The organism is Serratia sp. TSA_130.1 (assembly GCF_052691795.1).
Genome location: NZ_JBQZFS010000005.1, coordinates 192,092 through 208,317 on the forward strand (window position 1 = coordinate 192,092; position 16,226 = coordinate 208,317).

Genomic DNA, 16,226 nt, shown 5'->3' on the forward strand with positions numbered 1-16,226 from the left:
GGGATCAGGAAGAGGAGGCGCGTTTTTTACGCCAGACCACCAGCATGGCGCCGAGCAGGCCGACGAACAGCAGCAGCAGCGGCAGCAGCATCAGGCCGGTCATCACCTGGCTTTCGTGGCGTTTCACCAGCGGAATTTGGCTGAAAGCGTAGCCGAGGCCGACCAGCGCGCAGACCCAGATCGCTGCGCTCAGCCAGTTGAAAACCTGGAAGCGCGAGCTGTTGAGCCCGGAAATGCCGGCCATGGTCGGCAGCAGCGTACGCACGAAGCCGAGGAAGCGGCCGATCAGCAGCGCCGTCAGCCCGTGGCGGTTGAACAGGTTATGCGCGCGCTGATGGTATTGCGCCGGCAGTTGCAGCAGCCAGCCTTTCACCAGGCTGGTGTGGCCCAGCCAGCGGCCCTGGATATAGCTCAGCCAGCAGCCGAGGCCGGCGGCGGCGGTCAGAATCAGCAGGGTGGGGGCAAAGCCCATCACGCCTTTGGCGATCAGCGCACCCGACAGCAGCAGCAGGCTGTCGCCGGGGAGGAAGGAGGCGGGCAGCAGTCCGTTTTCCAAAAACAAGGTGGTGAAAAGTACGGCGTAAACCACCCAAATCACGCTGGGATCGGCGAGGGCGATGAAGTCCTGCTGCCAAAGCGCATGAATAATCTCTCGTAATACATCCATTTTATGTCCTGTTGCATGCCGGTTGCGCCCGGGGTCACGTTCTCCAGGATGCGGCGGTTACCGTATCTGACAGTTACCCGGTTAGTGTACCGCTAATAGCTTAAGCCGACATTAAACGAGACGAAGAAAATTACCGGAATCCGCCTTAGCGCACGCCGTTGAGGCGATCGAAGCCGGCCGCCAGATCGGCGATCAGGTCTTCGACGTTCTCCAGACCGATATGCAATCGCACCAGCGTGCCGGAAAAATCGACGCCGCCCGCCGGGCGGATCGCTTCCAGTTCTTCCGGCTGATTGGCCAGGATCAGCGACTCGAAGCCGCCCCAGGAGTAGGCCATGCTGAAGTGGCTGAAGTTGTCCAGGTAAGCGGCCAGCTGCGCCTCATCCAGCCGCTCTTTCAGCACGAAAGAGAACAGCCCGTTGCAGCCGCTGAAGTCGCGGCGGTAGAACGCGTGGCCCTTGCAGCTGGGCAGGGCCGGGTGATTGACCGTCGCCACCTCCGGCCGTTCGGCCAGCCAGTTGGCGACCTCAATGCTGCTGCGTTCGTGCTGCTTGAGCCGCACGCTCAGGGTGCGCAGGCCGCGGCTCGCCATGTAGGCGGTGTCGGCATCCACCATCTGCCCCATTAGATAGGAGTACTCGCGCAGTTGCTCCCAACAGCGCGCGTTGGCGACGGCGGTGCCGAGCATGTAATCGGAATGGCCGATCAGGTATTTGGTGCCGGCCTGAATGGAAATGTCGATGTCGAAATCCAGCGCCTTGAACAGCACGCCCGCCGCCCAGGTGTTGTCTATCATGATCACCACGTCCGGCGCCACGGCGCGAATGGCCTGCACCATCGCCGGGATATCCTGCACTTCCAGGGTGATGGAGCCGGGGGACTCAAGGAACACCACGCGGGTATTGGGTTGGATAAGCGTGGCGATGTCGGCGCCGATCAGCGGATCGAAATAGGTGGTGCTGACGTTCATGCGGCCGAGGATGTGGGTGCAGAAGTCCTGGGTCGGTTCATACGCTGAGCCGGTGACCAGCAGGTGATCGCCGGCGCCGACGAACGACAGGATCGCATTGGCCACCGCCGCCGCGCCGCAGGGGTACAGCACGCAGCCGGCGCCGCCCTCCAGCTCCACCATCGCATCCTGCAGCGCGAAGTGGGTCAGCGTGCCGCGTCGGCCATAAAACAGCTCGCCGTGGGCGCGTTGCGCGGTGGCCTGTTTTTTGGCGGCGACGGAGTCGAAGACCAGGGAAGAGGCGCGTTGAGTCACGGGGTTGACGGAGCCCTGGGTGTAGCGTTTGCCGCGGCCGGCGCCGATCAGCGTGGTTTCGATGTGTTTTGACGTCATGGTACCTGGCTCACCTCTGGTTGCTCTGCACTGCCCGTTTGCGATAGCCCTTACGTTAGCATGAGTTATTATAGCCATCCAGACGTTTTAACTTCTGGATATAGAAACGGCTATAATTGGCTGCCGCCCGCGCATTTTTCGCGTCATCCTTCTGCCGAGCGGCCAGAGAGAAGCCCATTCATCGGTCGAGACGCCGTTCGGCAGCGTGGCGTTGTTGCGCCGTTGTGGGAGAAAAGTAACGAAATCGCCCTATAAAAGGGGCTTTTAGCGGTGAACGGGCGTAGATTGGCGTTTGGTTGCGGAGGTGTCTAAAATTTTCTCGTTTATTTGGTAAATAATAATGAGAACTACTATCAATCCCCGGTTGGTTTGATATGATCGCACGCTGAATTATTCCTTAATTTTGATCGGTAATGGGTGGAGGCACAGCGTGAAAACGGCTGGCAAGAATTTAAATCAAGGATCGTTCGGCCAGGGCCGGGCGCAGTGGGGCAAGGCCTTTGGCCGCAGCCTGATGGCTTCTATGGTGCTGGTTGTGGGGCTGGCCGGCAGCGCGCAGGCAGCGCCGGCGGCCAATCCGGCCGTTACCGAAAGCGTTGCGCCGACCACCGCGCCTGCACCAGCAGCCGCTGCGCCGGAAAGCATCACGCCGGTGAACCCGGCACCGACGATCCAGCCACCGGAAACCCGCGGCATGGACCTGTCCATTTGGGGCATGTACCAGCACGCCGACGCGGTGGTGAAAGCGGTGATGATCGGCCTGGTGCTGGCGTCTATCGTGACCTGGACCATTTTGTTCGCTAAAGGCAGCGAACTGCTGCGCGCCAAGCGCCGTCTGCGCCGCGAGCAGCTGGCGCTGGCCGAAGCGCGCTCGCTGGATGAAGCTTCCGAGCTGGCGCAAAACTTCTCCGCGGAGAGTGTCAGTGCGGTGCTGCTGAACGATGCGCAAAATGAGCTGGAGCTGTCTGCGGAATCCAACGACAACAACGGCATCAAAGAACGCACCGGTTTCCGTCTCGAGCGCCGCGTGGCGGCCTACAGCCGCAACATGGGCCGCGGCAACGGCTTTCTGGCCACCATCGGCGCCATCTCGCCGTTCGTCGGCCTGTTCGGTACCGTATGGGGCATCATGAACAGCTTCATCGGCATCGCCCATTCGCAGACCACCAACCTGGCGGTCGTGGCGCCGGGCATCGCCGAGGCGCTGCTGGCAACCGCAATGGGCCTGGTGGCGGCGATCCCGGCGGTGGTGATCTACAACATCTTCGCCCGCGTCATCAGCGGCCATCGCGCCCAGGTGGGCGACGTGGCGGCCCAGGTCTTGCTGCTGCAGGGCCGCGATCTGGATCTGGCCGCAACGGCGGAAGCCAAGCGCTCACAGCACGCACATCAACTGCGGGCGGGGTGAGTCATGGCGATGCGCTTAAATGAAGATCTGGACGACAGCGGCGAACTGCATGAAATCAACGTGACGCCGTTTATCGACGTCATGTTGGTGCTGTTGATCATCTTTATGGTGGCCGCGCCGCTGGCAACGGTAGATATCCGCGTCGATCTGCCGGCTTCTTCCGCCAAGCCGCAGCCGCGGCCGGAAAAACCGGTCTTCCTGTCGGTGAAGGCCGACAAGCAGCTCTACGTCGGCGATCAGCCGGTGAATGCCGATCAGCTGACCTCGGTGCTGGATCAACGCACCCAGGCTAACAAAGAAACCACCATCTTCTTCCAGGCGGACAAGAGCGTGGACTATGAAACGCTGATGAGCGTGATGGACACCCTGCGTAAAGCGGGTTACCTGAAAGTGGGGCTGGTGGGTATGGAAGGCGCCGCCAAGTAGCGGCAGCAAAACGATAAAGGGCGCTCAGGCGCCCTTTTTTTACGGCTAAAGAGATGTCACGCCTTTGCCAGCAAATCCCTGGAACCGGCATGGCGCCAGTGGATGCGGCCCGGCAGATACAGCGCGTTCTGTTCCAGCGGCCGCTCGTCGATAAGCGCGGTGACATTGTCGAAGCTATGTTGCGCCAGTGCCAGGCAGTCTTGCGCGACCGTGTCTATCTTCAGCGTCATGCAGTCGAACAGGTAGTGATCGTCGAAGCTGCACAGGTGAATGTCGCTCTCCATCAGCTGATGCTGAGTCAGATATCGCAATACGCCTTCCAGCAGGCCGCAGGCGGCGGTAAACAGCGCTTTGGGCGGACGCCCTAACTGTGCGCACAGCTGAGCGAACATCTCGTAACCTGAGCTGGGGTGATAGTTGCCGTTGATGATCCATTCCGGTTTGCACGTTACGCCGGCGCGCTCCAGGCCAAGCTGGAAGCCGGCCAGGCGATCGCGGGTCGGCGAAATGCGCGGCTGCCCGCCGAGAAAATAGATCTCATCCGGATGTTGGCGCGCGACCGTTTCCACCAGGTCGGCGGTCGAATTGACCGAATCGGTGATCACCAGCGGCAGTTCGGAGCCGGCGATCAGGCGATCCATCTGCACCACCGGCAGCCCGGCGTTGATCTTCTGGTATTCTGCGTCGTTCAACTGGCTGGAGGCGACGATCAAGCCGTCCACCTGCCGCTGTACCAGACTGTTCACCGCCATCATCTCCTGCGCCGGGTTTTCATCGGTGCAGGCGATCAACAGCTGCAGGCCAGCTTCGCGGCACAGCGTTTCCAGCTCGCGTGAAATCACCGCAAAGCCGTAGTTGGTCATCTCCGGCACCACCAGCCCCAGCGTGTGGCTGCGGTTGGAGCGCAGGGAGCGGGCGTGGATGCTGGGCTGATAATGGTGCTCGTGCGCCAGCGCCAGAATGCGGTCGCGGGTGTCGTCGGACACCCGGTATTCCTTGCTGCGGCCGTTCAGCACCAGGCTGGCGGTCGATTTCGACACCCCGGCCAGCGTGGCGATGTCACTGATGGTAATGCGTTTATTTTTTTTCACTGACGCCATCTGAAGTCATCGGAGGATGCGTCATTCTAGCATGCATGGCGTCAGCGGCCAGTATTCCAACGCCAGCGGCGCGTTTCCGGACAGCCGCAGTTGCGGCTCAATGGCCGGGAAGTAGCGCGCGCTCATCACGGCCTCGCCGTGGTTGATGAAGATCTCCACGCTGGAACGATCGAACAGCAGCTGCAGATGCGTGACCGGGCCGCGCCAGTAACGGTGCTCCGGCTGGCCGTCGGCCAGGGAAGCGCGCGTCAGCCGCAGCCTTTCGCCGTCCCAGTTCAGCGTCATTGCGTCGCCAAAGGCGGCGTTGAACGCGCCCTGCGGCGCCAACTGCAGCTCCGCGGCCCCCAGCGCGCAGGCGGGGGCGCCATCGGCGCGGCCCTGCCAGCATGTTCGTTCGCCGCGCAGCTGTTGCAGCTCGCGCGCCGGACGCTGCTGGAGGCGGCCATGCCGCAGCGACAGCTCGCGCGGGCAGGTCATGGTGTGGATCCAGCCGTAGCGGCGCGTCGGATGGGCTTCTTCATCTTGCTCGGGCACGCCCATCCAGCCGAACAGCAAGCGGCGGCCATCTTCCGCCAGCGTCGTCTGCGGCGCATAAAACTCGAAGCCGGCGTCCAGTTCGCGGAATTCGCCGTGACGGAAGGCCGCCTGGCGGTAATCCAGCTTGCCGATCAGATAACCGGCCTGATAGCGATTGAGGTAGCGTTCCGGCTGCGGCGTCAGCCCCTGCGGGCAGCAGATCAACACGTCGGCGTCGTCCAGCGAGAACAGATCCGGGCACTCCCACATGTAGCCGAATTCGCCTAAGCCGTTCAGGCCGGAACCGGCGATCTCGCCCAACGGTTGCCAGCCGCGCAGATCGGCGGAGCGCAGTAACAGCACCTTGCCGCGATCCTGCAAGTCCCGCGCGCCGAGTACCATGTACCACGCATTCTGATGACGCCACACTTTCGGATCGCGTACGTGCCCGCTGTAGCCCGCCGGCAGCGGCAGCACCGGCCCGAGTTTGCGGTACTCGCCCAGATCGCTTTCCTGAGCCAGGCACTGGTAAGCGGTGCGTGAGCCATCGGGGAATTTCACGTTGCCGGTGTAGATCAGCGTGATTTTGTCTTCCGCCACCACCGCCGAGCCGGAGTAACAGCCGTGGCTGTCGTAACAGGCGCCCGGCGCCAGGGCGATCGGCTGATGCGCCCAACGCAGCAAGTCGGTCGACTGCCAATGTCCCCAGCACTTGTTGCGATGGTCGCAGCCCAGCGGATTCCATTGATAGAACAGATGATAAACGCCGTTGTGCTGAATGAAGCCGTTGGGATCGTTCAGCAGGCCAACGCTGGGCGCCAGATGCCAGGCCGGGCGGTGCGGATCGCGCAGCGCGAGTGGCAGGCCGTTCATGACCGCCCGCAGTGCCTGTTTGATTAAGCTGAGCTCCTCCATCATTGCGCGTCCGTTTTATATTTCAGCAGCAGGGAGAGGGCGAAGGCGCTGCCAAACGCGATCGCCAGGCCGATGATATAGCTGACCAGCGAACTGGCCTGCACGATCGCCATGCCGGGGATCGCCGTCAGCCCGACCGCGTTCATGCCGACATGATTGGCCACCACCCAGGCGCCGCCGAGCGCGCCGCCCGCCAGCGCCGCCAGGAACGGTTTCACGAAGCGCAGGTTGATGCCGAACAGCGCCGCCTCGGTGATGCCGAGCATGGCGGAAAAGGCTGAAGGCACCGCGATGGCTTTGATTTTGGCATCGCGCGTTTTGAAATACACCGCCAGGCAGGCGCCGCCCTGAGCGATGTTGGCCATCGACCAAATCGGCAGCAGGAAGTTGACGCCGATGTTGGGGTTGCCGAGCAGCCCGGCCTCCACCGCGTGGAAGCTGTGATGGATGCCGGTGATGACAATGGCGGAATAGAGGCCGCCGAACAGCAGGCCGGCGAACCAACCGGCATGGGCGATCAGCGTGCTGAGCACGAAGGAGATGCCGTCGCCCAGCGCCCGGCCGGCGGGGCCGATAAACAGCAGGGCGACAAACCCGGAGATCACGACCGTCAGGAACGGCGTCAGGATCAAATCCAGCGCGTTGGGGATCACCTTGCGCAGGCGTTTTTCCAACAGGCTCATGAACCACACCGTCAGCAGCACCGGAAATACCGTGCCCTGATAGCCGATCATGGCGATCTCCAGACCGAAGAAGTTCATGGTATGGAACCCTCCGGCGACGCCCCAGGCGTTGGTCAGCGCCGGGTGCGTCAGAATGCCGCCGAGCGTGGCGCCCAGATAGGGGTTGCCGCCGAATTCGCGGGCGGCGGTGAAACCGATCAGAATCGGCAGGATAATGAACGCCGCCGAGCTGAACATGTTCAGCATCACGAACAGCGCGCTGTCGGCATCCGCCCAACCATAGGTTTTCACCATGCCGAGCAGCCCCATCAGCAGGCCGGAGGCGACGATGGCCGGGATGATCGGCACGAAGATGTTCGACAGCAGGCGGGCGATGCGCTGCAGCGGGTTGAGCTTTTTCGCCGCGATATCGGCGGCTTCGGCCTTGCTGGATTCGCTGACGCCTGCCGCCTTGATGAATTCCGCATGCACCTTGTTGACCAGCCCGGTGCCGAAGATCACCTGGATCTGACCGGCGTTGCTGAAGCAGCCTTTGACGCCGTCCAGTTTGCCGATGGCCTCTTTGTCCACCTTGCTGTCGTCCACCAGCACCAGGCGCAGGCGCGTGGCGCAGTGGGCGGCGCTGGCGATGTTCTCTTTACCGCCGAGCAGCGGCAACAGCGCGTTGGCGGTTGCGGTAATGTCCATGTTGTCCCCTTGCTGAATTAAAATGCCGCCGCGCTCTGCGCGGCGGAAATACGTTCATCGATGTCAGAAGAAATACTTGAATCTGGCGCGCACGCCATAACGCTGGTCGTTGTCGCCGTTGGCGATCTTGTTCTCGGCGTTGGCTTCCAGCAGCGAAACATAGGCGCCTAAATACACATTGAAATTCTTCATATTCATAATGTTAGGTATCTGATACGACGCGTGAACGGTGTGGATGTCGTAGTTGCCCGGCTCGCTGAGCGGATTGTGGATATCGGCGGCGATCCCGGCGGTATTGAACTCTTTGATGTTGTTGTGCGCATAGATATAACCCAGTTCGAAGCGCCGCCACAGCACGTTGACGCCGGCGGTCAAGTCCTGCTCGCCGGCGGCGTCCAGGTAGGCGGTGCTCAGGTTGGCCACCACGCCGTTATCCGGATCGGCCGCGTTGGTGTTCCAGCTCATGGTCATGCCGTAGCCGTTGCGCTTGGATTGATCGACGAAGCGGCCCTGGCTGTCCTGATAGCCGTAGGCATTATTCACCACGTTGCTTTCCATCGCCGCCGCGATGCTGAAGGCCTCTTTCTTCCAGGCGATCACCGGGCGCAAATAGGCGACGTTTTTCTTATTGTTCAGCGCATTGCCGTGGTAGCTGTTGTCCTGGAACAGTGAGGTGCCGTCTTCCACCAGCGTGTTCAGTTCGAAATAGACATCCCCGGCGTATTTGCTCAACATCAGGTTTCCGCCGCTGCTGCTGCGGCCACGGCCTTCTTTCATCATATAGATATAGCCAAAGCCGTCAGCGTAAAGATCGTTGGCGGTGTTGCCTGAATACTGAATGAAAGTGTCCTGATTCAGCGGGAACATGTCGTAGGCTTCGAAGCGGCCGATTTTGGTTTGCCAGTTCTTTTCATTGCCGAAGAAGAAAGCGGCGTCGTCCAGGTTCATTTTGCCGGTCATGTCCGCCAGCGGCTGGACGCTGAAACCGGAGAAGTTGCCGTCCGGATTGCGGCGATAGCCGTCCAGCCCCACCAGAATACGGCCGTTGATATCCCAGCGCTCTTTGTTGCCGGGTTTCCAATCCTTGTGATCGCTCCCTTTCAACGACGTCAGTTGGCCGCTGCGGCTGGCGCCGTCCAGATTGAACTCCACGTCGCCGTATAGCTTCAGATCGTTGAAGCCGTTCAGTTTCAGCGCGCCGGTTGCGGGGGATTGCGTTTCCAGCGCGGCGGCGCGTTGCGCGACCCGCGCGGTTTGCCGCTCGGTGCTGGCGGTGCGCTGCTCCAGCTGTTGCGCCCGGCGTTCCGCCGCCGTGGCGCGGGTTTCAGCCTGAGCGGCGCGCTGTTCCGCCTGCGCCAGACGTTGTTCCAGCGCGTTAAGACGCGCCTCGATACTGCCGTCGCCGGAGGCCGCAGCGGCAGAAGTGGAGAGGAAAAGCCCTGTTGTTATCGCCAAATAGCTGAGTTTTTTCATCATCGTCTATCATCCGGGAAGGGTTGTTATTATTTTTTGCTAAATTGCTAAACCGGTTTTTCATGGCGAAAGATAACGATCGAGAAGCGGACTGGCAATCAAGTTTGCTAACCCGATTCAGCTATTGTGATCGAGTGCGCAAATCGTGGGGTTAAAAGACCACGGCGCCCAGGGGATCGCCGTGGATGCAGGGGATCAGCGCAGAAAAGCGGCGAGCTCTTCGGCGCGGGGCAGGGCGGTCATGGCGCCTTTGGCGGTGGTGGCCAACGCGCCGCAGGCCTGAGCCTGGGCGATAATCGCCGGCCATTGCGCTTCTTGCGGCAATGCGTGAAGGCGCGCCAGCGCCGCTAACAGCCCGGCGACAAACGCGTCGCCGGCACCGGTGGTATCGACCGGCACGACAGGCGCCGCGCGGAAATGACGCAGCCGTTGGCCGTCATGCACGTAGACGCCGTCGCCGCCCAGCGTGACCAGCAACAGGCGCAACGGGTAGGTTTGCATCATCCAGCGGATGCCGTTCTCCACATCGTCAAGATGGCTGATGAAAACCAGCTCTTCGCGCGACAGTTTCACCACGTCCGCCAGCAGCAGCGCCTTTTGCAGGCAGGGGCGCAGCGCTTCCGGCTGACGCCAGACCTCTTCGCGGATGTTGGGATCGAAACTGACCCGGCCGCCGACTGCCCGCATGCGTTCCATCGCCGTAAAGGCCGTGCTGCGGCTGGGCTCCTGCGACAGCGCGATGGAGCAGAGGTGCAGCCATTCGCCCCGTTGGAAAGCCGGCAGATCGTCGGGCTGCAAAAACAGATCGGCGCTGGGCTGCACCATAAACGTGAATGAGCGCTCACCGTGCTGATCGAGATCCACCACCACCGTGGAGGTGTGGTGTTCGGGATCCGAAAGCATATGGTCAATATCCACCCCTTCTTCGCTCAGCACCTGCTGCAGAAAGGCGCCGAAGCTGTCTTGCCCCACTCGGCCGATAAAGGCGCTGTCGCCGCCCAAGCGGGCGACGCCCACCGCCACGTTAGCCGGCGCGCCGCCGGGGCATTTAAGATAACTGTTTGAATTTTCTGGCACCAAATCGACCACTGCGTCGCCCAGCACCCATACGCGATTCGCCATGCTTAATCCCTGTTTCTACCGATGTCTGATGGGTGGCTAAAATAGAAGAACCGGTTTAGCAAAGCAATGAAATAATGCGTCAGGCGTTTGGGGAGTGAGGAAGATCAAAAAATAGGGCGGGTCAGGCGCAGGAAATACCGCCCGCGATGCGAGCGGGCGGTATGGATGAACGAAGCGCCTGTAGTGGGCGCTGGGAGTCAGAATGCGACGGAACCCTGCACGAAGAAGGTGCGCGGTTCACCGACGTACTTGCCGAAGTTATTGTCGTTGGAGCGGGTAAAGTAGCGCTGATCGAACAGGTTTTTCACCCCGGCGCCCAGCGTCAGGTTCGATAGCTGCGGCCCGAAATTATATTCCCCGCGCATGTTCCACACCATGTAACCGGCGATATTGCCGAATTGACCATCGGCGCTTTCCTGCGTGACGTACTCCGGCCCGGTGCCCGGCGAATGCTGTTTGGACTGCGCGTAACCGTCCAGATTCCATACCCAGTTGCCGGTGGCGTAGCGCGTGCCGACGGTATAGACCTGGCGCGAGTAGAACGGCAGGTCTTTACCGGCGAAGTCGCCCTTGTCGGTGCTGGCCTTGGTGTAGGTATAGCTGGTGTAGACGCTGGCGCCGTCGAGCGCGCGGTTCAGCTCGCTGAGATCGTAGCTGAGCGCCAGCTCGATGCCTTTGTGCTTGGTGGCGCCCATGTTGGTCCAGCCCACATCGTTGCTGATGTATTGCAGCTGATTATCGAAGTCGATATAGAACAGCGTGGCTTCGGCCTTGACCACGGTGTCGTCGTAGCGGGTGCCGAACTCATAGGTATGCGCTTTTTCCGCCGTCAGCCCCGGCGCAGGCTGGTTGCCGTTGCCGCCTTTGGTCAGCTGGAAGTACTGCATGCTGCCGAACGAGGTGTTGGCGTTGGCGAACAGTTTCCAGGCGTCGGACAGGTGGTACATCACGTTCAATGACGGCAGCGGTTCGCTGTAGCTTTTCTCGCGGCTGATGTTGTTGAACGAATCGTCCACGTGGGTGCGAATGCTTTCATAACGCAGGCCCGGCGTGACCGTCCAGTTGCCGACGTTAATGGTATCGTCGATATAGAACGCGTTGGCTGCGGTGCCGCCGGAGGTGTGCTGGTAATAGTCCGGGGTATCCGGCGTGGCGCCGACATTCGCCGGGTTATACCAGGCCGAACGCGACGCCTTTTCATCCATGGTTTCATTCAGGTAGCGGTAACCGAGGGTGATCTCGTGCGCCATATCCCAGAAGCGAAACAACTGCGAATAGCTTGGTTCGATCGCCCAGGTCGAATAGTGGCGCGGATAGGACACCATGCGCCGCAACCCGGCATTTTTGCCGGTGCCTTCCGACTCGATGTTGCTGCCGCGGTAGCTGTCGGTGAAGTAGGTCAACACTTCGAACTGTTTGTCGTCTTCCTGATGTTTGTATTTGAACGACATATCCTTGCGGCGGCCTTCGAACTGGTCCCAGGGACGCGTGGACTGGAACGGGTTCTGCGCGTATTGCGCGCTGCTCAGGCCGCCCGGCATGCCGGCTTTGGCGTCGTAGTAGTGGAAATTGGCCAGCAGTTCGTCACGATCGGTGAACGCATAACGCGTTTTCAGCATGAAATCGTCGATGTCGGTGTTGTCGTTGTTGTCGCGGTAGCCCTGGCCGTGCAGGCCGGAGTAAAGCAGCTCGGCGCCGAAGCCGTTATCTGCGGTGCCGCCCACCGAGGCGCTGGTCAGGGTCTTCAGGCCGCCGTGGCTGGCGCCCTGAGTTTGCACGCCGGCGGTGCCGCCAAACGCTTTTGGAATGTCGCGGGTGACGAAGTTGATCACGCCGCCGACGTTTTGCGGCCCGTAACGCACCGCGCCGCCGCCGCGCACCACGTCAACCGATTGCAGGTTGCCGATCGACAGCGGCGCCATCGACAGCTGTGGCTGGCCGTAAGGCGCGACGGCCAACGGAACGCCGTCCATCAGAATGGTGGATCGCGGAGAAAGGCGTGAGGTCAGGCCGCGCACGCCGACGTTGAGCGAAATGTCGCTGCCGCCGGTGCCGTTGCTGTCGCGCACCTGCACGCCGGGCACACCGCGCAGGCTGTCGGCGATGGTTTGGTCGCCTTGCTCATGCATCTGCTGCTGAGTGACGATGGATCGCGCGCCCGGATGGTTGAGCAGCACCGAACTGGTATCAGGGTTGTCCAGCCAGTTGCCGACGACGGTTACCGTATCGGCATCGTTTTGAGATGAGTTATCAGCAGCAAGGATGGGGAAAGCAACGGCGATAGAGGTCGCCAGCAGGGAGAGGCGAAAAAGAATTGACATAATAATGCCTTAGAAGTTTCAGACCCGGATGTGTTTTTTTAGAAACGACAATCTTAATGATAATTATTGGCAAGTAAATAGAATTGTTATGGAATAGTTAAGCGGGTAACTACATGAAGGATGCCGGTAGCAGGGCCCGGTTGGCGGGCCCTGGCGGGGATTATTGCGGCGTAAGCCAGAAGACCCCGCTGTAATCCAGCGCGGTGAATTTCTGGTGCACGCTTTCGATATCCGCTTGCGGATCAATATCTTTAAACAGCGCCGGGTGCAGGAATTTGGCGATCGCCTCGACCGCGATAAAGTTGAGCGGCGTGTCGTAAAATTGATGATAAATCGCCATCACGCGTTTTTCTTTCACCGCTTTCAACACGTTAATGCCGGTGCGATCCAGCAGATGCGCCAGTTTCTTTTGGCTGGTGGCCATATCGGTGGTGTAGCCCAGCGGCACGGCCAGCGTACCGCGATGGCCACGGCTCCAGTCGGCGCCGGTCAGCAGATAGAAATCCGGATTGCTGGCGATCACCTGTTCGACGTTCACTTCACCGCCCATGTCTGAAAACAGTTTGCTGCCGATATTGTCGCCGCCGGCGGTATCGATAAACTGCCCGAAGCTGCCTTTGCCGAAGGTATTGCAGCACTGCTCGCCTTTGATGCCGGCGCTGCGTTCGATGAAGACGCTGGGGCGCTGCTCCGGTTTCAGCGTGGCGACGCGCTGGCGCACCAGCTCGAGGCGTTGCTGATAGAAACGGATAAAGGCGTCGGCGTTGGGCTGCTCGTCAAACACTTTGCCCAACAGCGCCATGCTGGCGACGGTGTTGGTCAGCGGCTGCTGGCGGAAATCGATGATCAGCACCGGGATGCCGACTTTTTCCAGCTGGGTCAGTACGCCGCTGTCTTTCAATTTGCTCAGCAGACCGATGTCGAAAATGATCAGGTCCGGTTGGCGCACCACCGCGCTCTCCACGCTGAAGTCACTGGTGTAGGGGTTGTCGAAGGTGGGGATTTGCATGACCTGCGGGAATTTTTTCGCATAGGCCTCAACCAGATCCGGCGCTTTGACCTTCAGCGAGTTGTCCCAGGCGATGATGTTTTTCAGCGGCTCCTGCGGATGCAGAATATTCAGCGCCAACAGCGCTCGGGCGTCGGCCAGGATAACGCGCTTGGCCGGTTGCGGCAGCGTAACCTGACGGCCGGCGACATCGGTAACGACGATCGGCGCGGCTTGAGCGGCGCCGGCCAACAGCAAAACGCAGGCGGCCAGCCAGCGGCCGGCTTTGGCGATAAGAACAGCGGACATGGAGATCCTTGAGTAATCGGCTAGGAACGAGAACGCAATGATAAGCGATATCCTTTCGCTTTTTGAACCTCTTCGCTGTCGATAGGCTACTCCTGGCCCATCAGCGGGTCGCTGACGCTGTGTTCGCCATCCTCCAGTCGGCCTGCCAGGCGGCGCCGCCAGCCTCCGGCGCTGTGCAGCGCAAGATCATACCAACCGCCGCTGGCGCGGGCGTCAAACGTTTGGCGGTGGCTGCCGCCCGCAGGCAGCGTGATGGGCCACGGGCCTTGTTGCGAGTAAGGGCAGCGGTCGAGAGTGACCGTCACCGTTTCGGCACCTGGGTTATCCAACTGCAGCAGCAGGCTGCGGCCCGTCGGGCGCAAACGCACTTCCGGCTGCGGCCGGCTCAGCGCGCCGCGCATTTCACGATGAAAACCGTTGGGGCCGAGCAGCCACAGATGGTACTCGTCCTCCGTCTGCCAGTCGTCGCTGACCGCCTTGCCGGCCTCGACGGTATAGCGGCGCGGGATCTGCGTCAGATCTCGCCGGTCGTAGACGTGAAACACCGCCCCTTGCTCGCCGGTATTGAACAGGTTCAGCGTTACGCGCCGCTGCTCGGCCGCGACGCTGGCCTCGACGTGCAGCTGATAGGGCAGTGCGCGAGAAGGGCGCGCCAGGCGGCGTTGGTGTGGCAAACGCTGGCGGGCGGGCGGCGGCAGCGGCACCTGCGGCAGCTGCTCCTGGCGTTGACGCAGACCGTCGGCGGCGTGGCGGCTGGTGGCGGGCAGGCTCGGCAATGCTTCGCCGTTAGGATCGACAAAGTTGAACGCCGAGGTGAGATCGCCACACACCGCGCGGCGCCAGGCGCTGATGTTGGGTTCATGCACCTGAAAGCGCTTTTCCAGGAATTGCAGCACCGAGGTGTGATCGAAGACCTGCGAATTGACCCAGCCGCCGCGGCTCCAGGGCGACAGCACCAGCATCGGCACCCGCGGGCCGGGGCCGTAGATGCGGCCGTCCGGCGGCGGCTGGTTCTGCGAGCCGGGCGGCGCCACGTGCTGGAAGATCTCGGTATCGAACGGCACCGTCGATTTACCGGCGAAGCTGCCGTCTTCGCGCAGCGACGGCGCGGAAGGCGAAGGCATATGATCGAAAAAACCGTCGTTTTCGTCGTAGTTGACCAGCAGCACGGTTTTACTCCACACCTCCGGGTTGTCGGTCAGCGCGTTGAGGATCTCTTGCGTGAACCAGCCGCCCTGCACCGGGCTGGAGGGATCGGGATGTTCCGAATAGGCCGCCGGCGCGATGATCCAACTGACCTGCGGCAGTTTGCTCTGCTGCACGTCGGTGCGGAATCCGGCCAGCATGGCGTCCAGATCGTTGCCGTCGGCGGCCGGCAGGGTGTTGCCGTTGCCTTTGTACAGCGGCGCGGTCGCGTTGAGCTCGTCGCGATAAGGCACGAAGGCGTTGAAGTCTTTTGGCGGCCGAGCCGGGTTGCCCACCTGAATGCTGGCGGCGCGGTATTGGCGAAAGCCCGCCAGCGGGTTGTCGGTAAAGTTGTCCGGCAGGAATTGGTATACCTTCCAACTGACGCCGCTCGCCTCCAGCCGTTCCGGATAGGTGGTCCACCGGTAGCCGATCTCTGCCGGGCCGGGGCTGTCCCATTCGTTGACCACTACCGCCACGTCGGCGGCGGACGGGCCGTTGGTGCCGGTCCAGTGGAACAGCCGATTGGTGTTGGTGCCGGCGTGGATGGAGCAGTGATAGGCATCGCACAGGGTGAAGGCGTTGGCCAGCGCGAACTGGAACGGCAGCTCCTGCTGGCGGTAGTAGCCCATCGAGGCCGGCGTTTTGTAGGTGGGCCAGGCGCTCATGCGGCCGTGATCCCAGGCGGCTTGCTCATCCACCCACGAGTGCGGCGTGCCGGTGACGCGCTGGGCGTTGCCGCGTTTGCTGTCCAGATGGTAGGGCAGCACCAGCCGTTCGGCGCCTTGTTGCTGCCAGACCAGGCGATCGCCGGGCAGTGGAATGGTAAATCGATCGCTGAAGCCGCGCACGCCCGGCAAGGTGCCGAAGTAGTGATCGAAAGAGCGGTTCTCCTGCATCAGGATCACCACGTGTTCGACGTCGCGCAGGGTGCCGGTGCGGTTATTGGCGGGAATGGCCAGCGCTTTGCGAATCGAGGCGGGCAACAGCGAGAACGCCGATCCGATGGCGGCAGCCCGCAGGATGTCTCTGCGAGAAAGGTCAGGCATGCGTCGTTAATCTCCGTCAGTGTGCTTTGAAGATA

Annotated in this window: 12 protein-coding genes; 2 read left to right on the forward strand and 10 right to left on the reverse strand. The window is 61.5% G+C overall.

Translation table 11 applies throughout. The features are described 5' to 3' along the window. Nucleotides 1-4: 4 nt before the first annotated feature. Nucleotides 5-667 (reverse strand): DedA family protein, encoded by a 663-nt coding sequence (locus ACUTQY_RS18355; protein WP_033644630.1) that lies wholly within the window; start codon nucleotides 665-667, stop codon nucleotides 5-7. Nucleotides 668-812: 145 nt separating this feature from the next. Further along, complete coding sequence (gene metC / locus ACUTQY_RS18360; protein WP_033644631.1) at nucleotides 813-2,009, reverse strand: cystathionine beta-lyase; 1,197 nt, start codon at nucleotides 2,007-2,009, stop codon at nucleotides 813-815. A gap of 430 nt (nucleotides 2,010-2,439) precedes the next feature. Between metC and exbB the strand changes: the two genes are divergently transcribed. Together exbB and exbD are read left to right on the forward strand one after the other, a co-directional pair. Then, on the forward strand, nucleotides 2,440-3,417 hold the full coding sequence (gene exbB, locus ACUTQY_RS18365) for a tol-pal system-associated acyl-CoA thioesterase (protein WP_080273417.1): 978 nt from the start codon (nucleotides 2,440-2,442) through the stop codon (nucleotides 3,415-3,417). A gap of 3 nt (nucleotides 3,418-3,420) precedes the next feature. Further along, nucleotides 3,421-3,843, forward strand: a complete 423-nt coding sequence (gene exbD, locus ACUTQY_RS18370) for a TonB system transport protein ExbD (protein WP_004937307.1) — start codon at nucleotides 3,421-3,423, stop codon at nucleotides 3,841-3,843. A gap of 56 nt (nucleotides 3,844-3,899) precedes the next feature. Here exbD and ACUTQY_RS18375 read toward each other — a convergent pair whose 3' ends face one another. From ACUTQY_RS18375 to ACUTQY_RS18410, 8 genes are all read right to left on the reverse strand, one after another. Further along, nucleotides 3,900-4,943 carry a LacI family DNA-binding transcriptional regulator gene (locus ACUTQY_RS18375; protein WP_033644632.1) on the reverse strand — a complete coding sequence of 348 codons (1,044 nt, stop codon included), beginning with the start codon at nucleotides 4,941-4,943 and terminating at the stop codon, nucleotides 3,900-3,902. 21 nt (nucleotides 4,944-4,964) lie between these two features. Continuing rightward, a complete protein-coding gene (locus ACUTQY_RS18380; RefSeq protein ID WP_046687814.1) occupies nucleotides 4,965-6,374 on the reverse strand; it encodes a sucrose-6-phosphate hydrolase in 1,410 nt (469 codons plus the stop codon). After that, nucleotides 6,374-7,744: a sucrose-specific PTS transporter subunit IIBC gene (locus ACUTQY_RS18385; RefSeq protein ID WP_033644635.1), complete on the reverse strand. Its 1,371-nt coding sequence runs from the start codon at nucleotides 7,742-7,744 to the stop codon at nucleotides 6,374-6,376. Before ACUTQY_RS18385 ends, ACUTQY_RS18380 begins: the two co-directional genes overlap by 1 nt. Nucleotides 7,745-7,807: 63 nt before the next feature. Then, on the reverse strand, nucleotides 7,808-9,217 hold the full coding sequence (locus tag ACUTQY_RS18390) for a carbohydrate porin (RefSeq protein ID WP_033651352.1): 1,410 nt from the start codon (nucleotides 9,215-9,217) through the stop codon (nucleotides 7,808-7,810). A 195-nt stretch (nucleotides 9,218-9,412) separates the two neighbouring features. After that, nucleotides 9,413-10,339 carry an aminoimidazole riboside kinase gene (locus tag ACUTQY_RS18395; RefSeq protein WP_033644636.1) on the reverse strand — a complete coding sequence of 309 codons (927 nt, stop codon included), beginning with the start codon at nucleotides 10,337-10,339 and terminating at the stop codon, nucleotides 9,413-9,415. A gap of 197 nt (nucleotides 10,340-10,536) precedes the next feature. Next, the gene (locus ACUTQY_RS18400; protein WP_033644638.1) at nucleotides 10,537-12,660 is read right to left on the reverse strand and encodes a TonB-dependent receptor family protein; all 2,124 of its coding nucleotides are present in this window, start codon (nucleotides 12,658-12,660) and stop codon (nucleotides 10,537-10,539) included. 160 nt (nucleotides 12,661-12,820) lie between these two features. Beyond that, complete coding sequence (locus ACUTQY_RS18405) at nucleotides 12,821-13,957, reverse strand: ABC transporter substrate-binding protein (RefSeq protein WP_033644639.1); 1,137 nt, start codon at nucleotides 13,955-13,957, stop codon at nucleotides 12,821-12,823. Nucleotides 13,958-14,043: 86 nt separating this feature from the next. Beyond that, nucleotides 14,044-16,191: a phosphocholine-specific phospholipase C gene (locus ACUTQY_RS18410; protein WP_046687813.1), complete on the reverse strand. Its 2,148-nt coding sequence runs from the start codon at nucleotides 16,189-16,191 to the stop codon at nucleotides 14,044-14,046. Between the last annotated feature and the right edge of the window lie 35 nt (nucleotides 16,192-16,226).

Excerpts from the sequence above, each read along its gene's own strand:
- ACUTQY_RS18355 (WP_033644630.1), bottom strand. The coding sequence starts at position 667 with ATGGATGTATTACGAGAGATTATTCATGCGCTTTGGCAGCAGGACTTC.
- metC (WP_033644631.1), bottom strand. The coding sequence starts at position 2,009 with ATGACGTCAAAACACATCGAAACCACGCTGATCGGCGCCGGCCGCGGC.
- exbD (WP_004937307.1), top strand. The coding sequence starts at position 3,421 with ATGGCGATGCGCTTAAATGAAGATCTGGACGACAGCGGCGAACTGCAT.
- ACUTQY_RS18375 (WP_033644632.1), bottom strand. The coding sequence starts at position 4,943 with ATGGCGTCAGTGAAAAAAAATAAACGCATTACCATCAGTGACATCGCC.
- ACUTQY_RS18380 (WP_046687814.1), bottom strand. The coding sequence starts at position 6,374 with ATGGAGGAGCTCAGCTTAATCAAACAGGCACTGCGGGCGGTCATGAAC.
- ACUTQY_RS18385 (WP_033644635.1), bottom strand. The coding sequence starts at position 7,744 with ATGGACATTACCGCAACCGCCAACGCGCTGTTGCCGCTGCTCGGCGGT.
- ACUTQY_RS18390 (WP_033651352.1), bottom strand. The coding sequence starts at position 9,217 with ATGAAAAAACTCAGCTATTTGGCGATAACAACAGGGCTTTTCCTCTCC.
- ACUTQY_RS18395 (WP_033644636.1), bottom strand. The coding sequence starts at position 10,339 with ATGGCGAATCGCGTATGGGTGCTGGGCGACGCAGTGGTCGATTTGGTG.
- ACUTQY_RS18400 (WP_033644638.1), bottom strand. The coding sequence starts at position 12,660 with ATGTCAATTCTTTTTCGCCTCTCCCTGCTGGCGACCTCTATCGCCGTT.
- ACUTQY_RS18405 (WP_033644639.1), bottom strand. The coding sequence starts at position 13,957 with ATGTCCGCTGTTCTTATCGCCAAAGCCGGCCGCTGGCTGGCCGCCTGC.
- ACUTQY_RS18410 (WP_046687813.1), bottom strand. The coding sequence starts at position 16,191 with ATGCCTGACCTTTCTCGCAGAGACATCCTGCGGGCTGCCGCCATCGGA.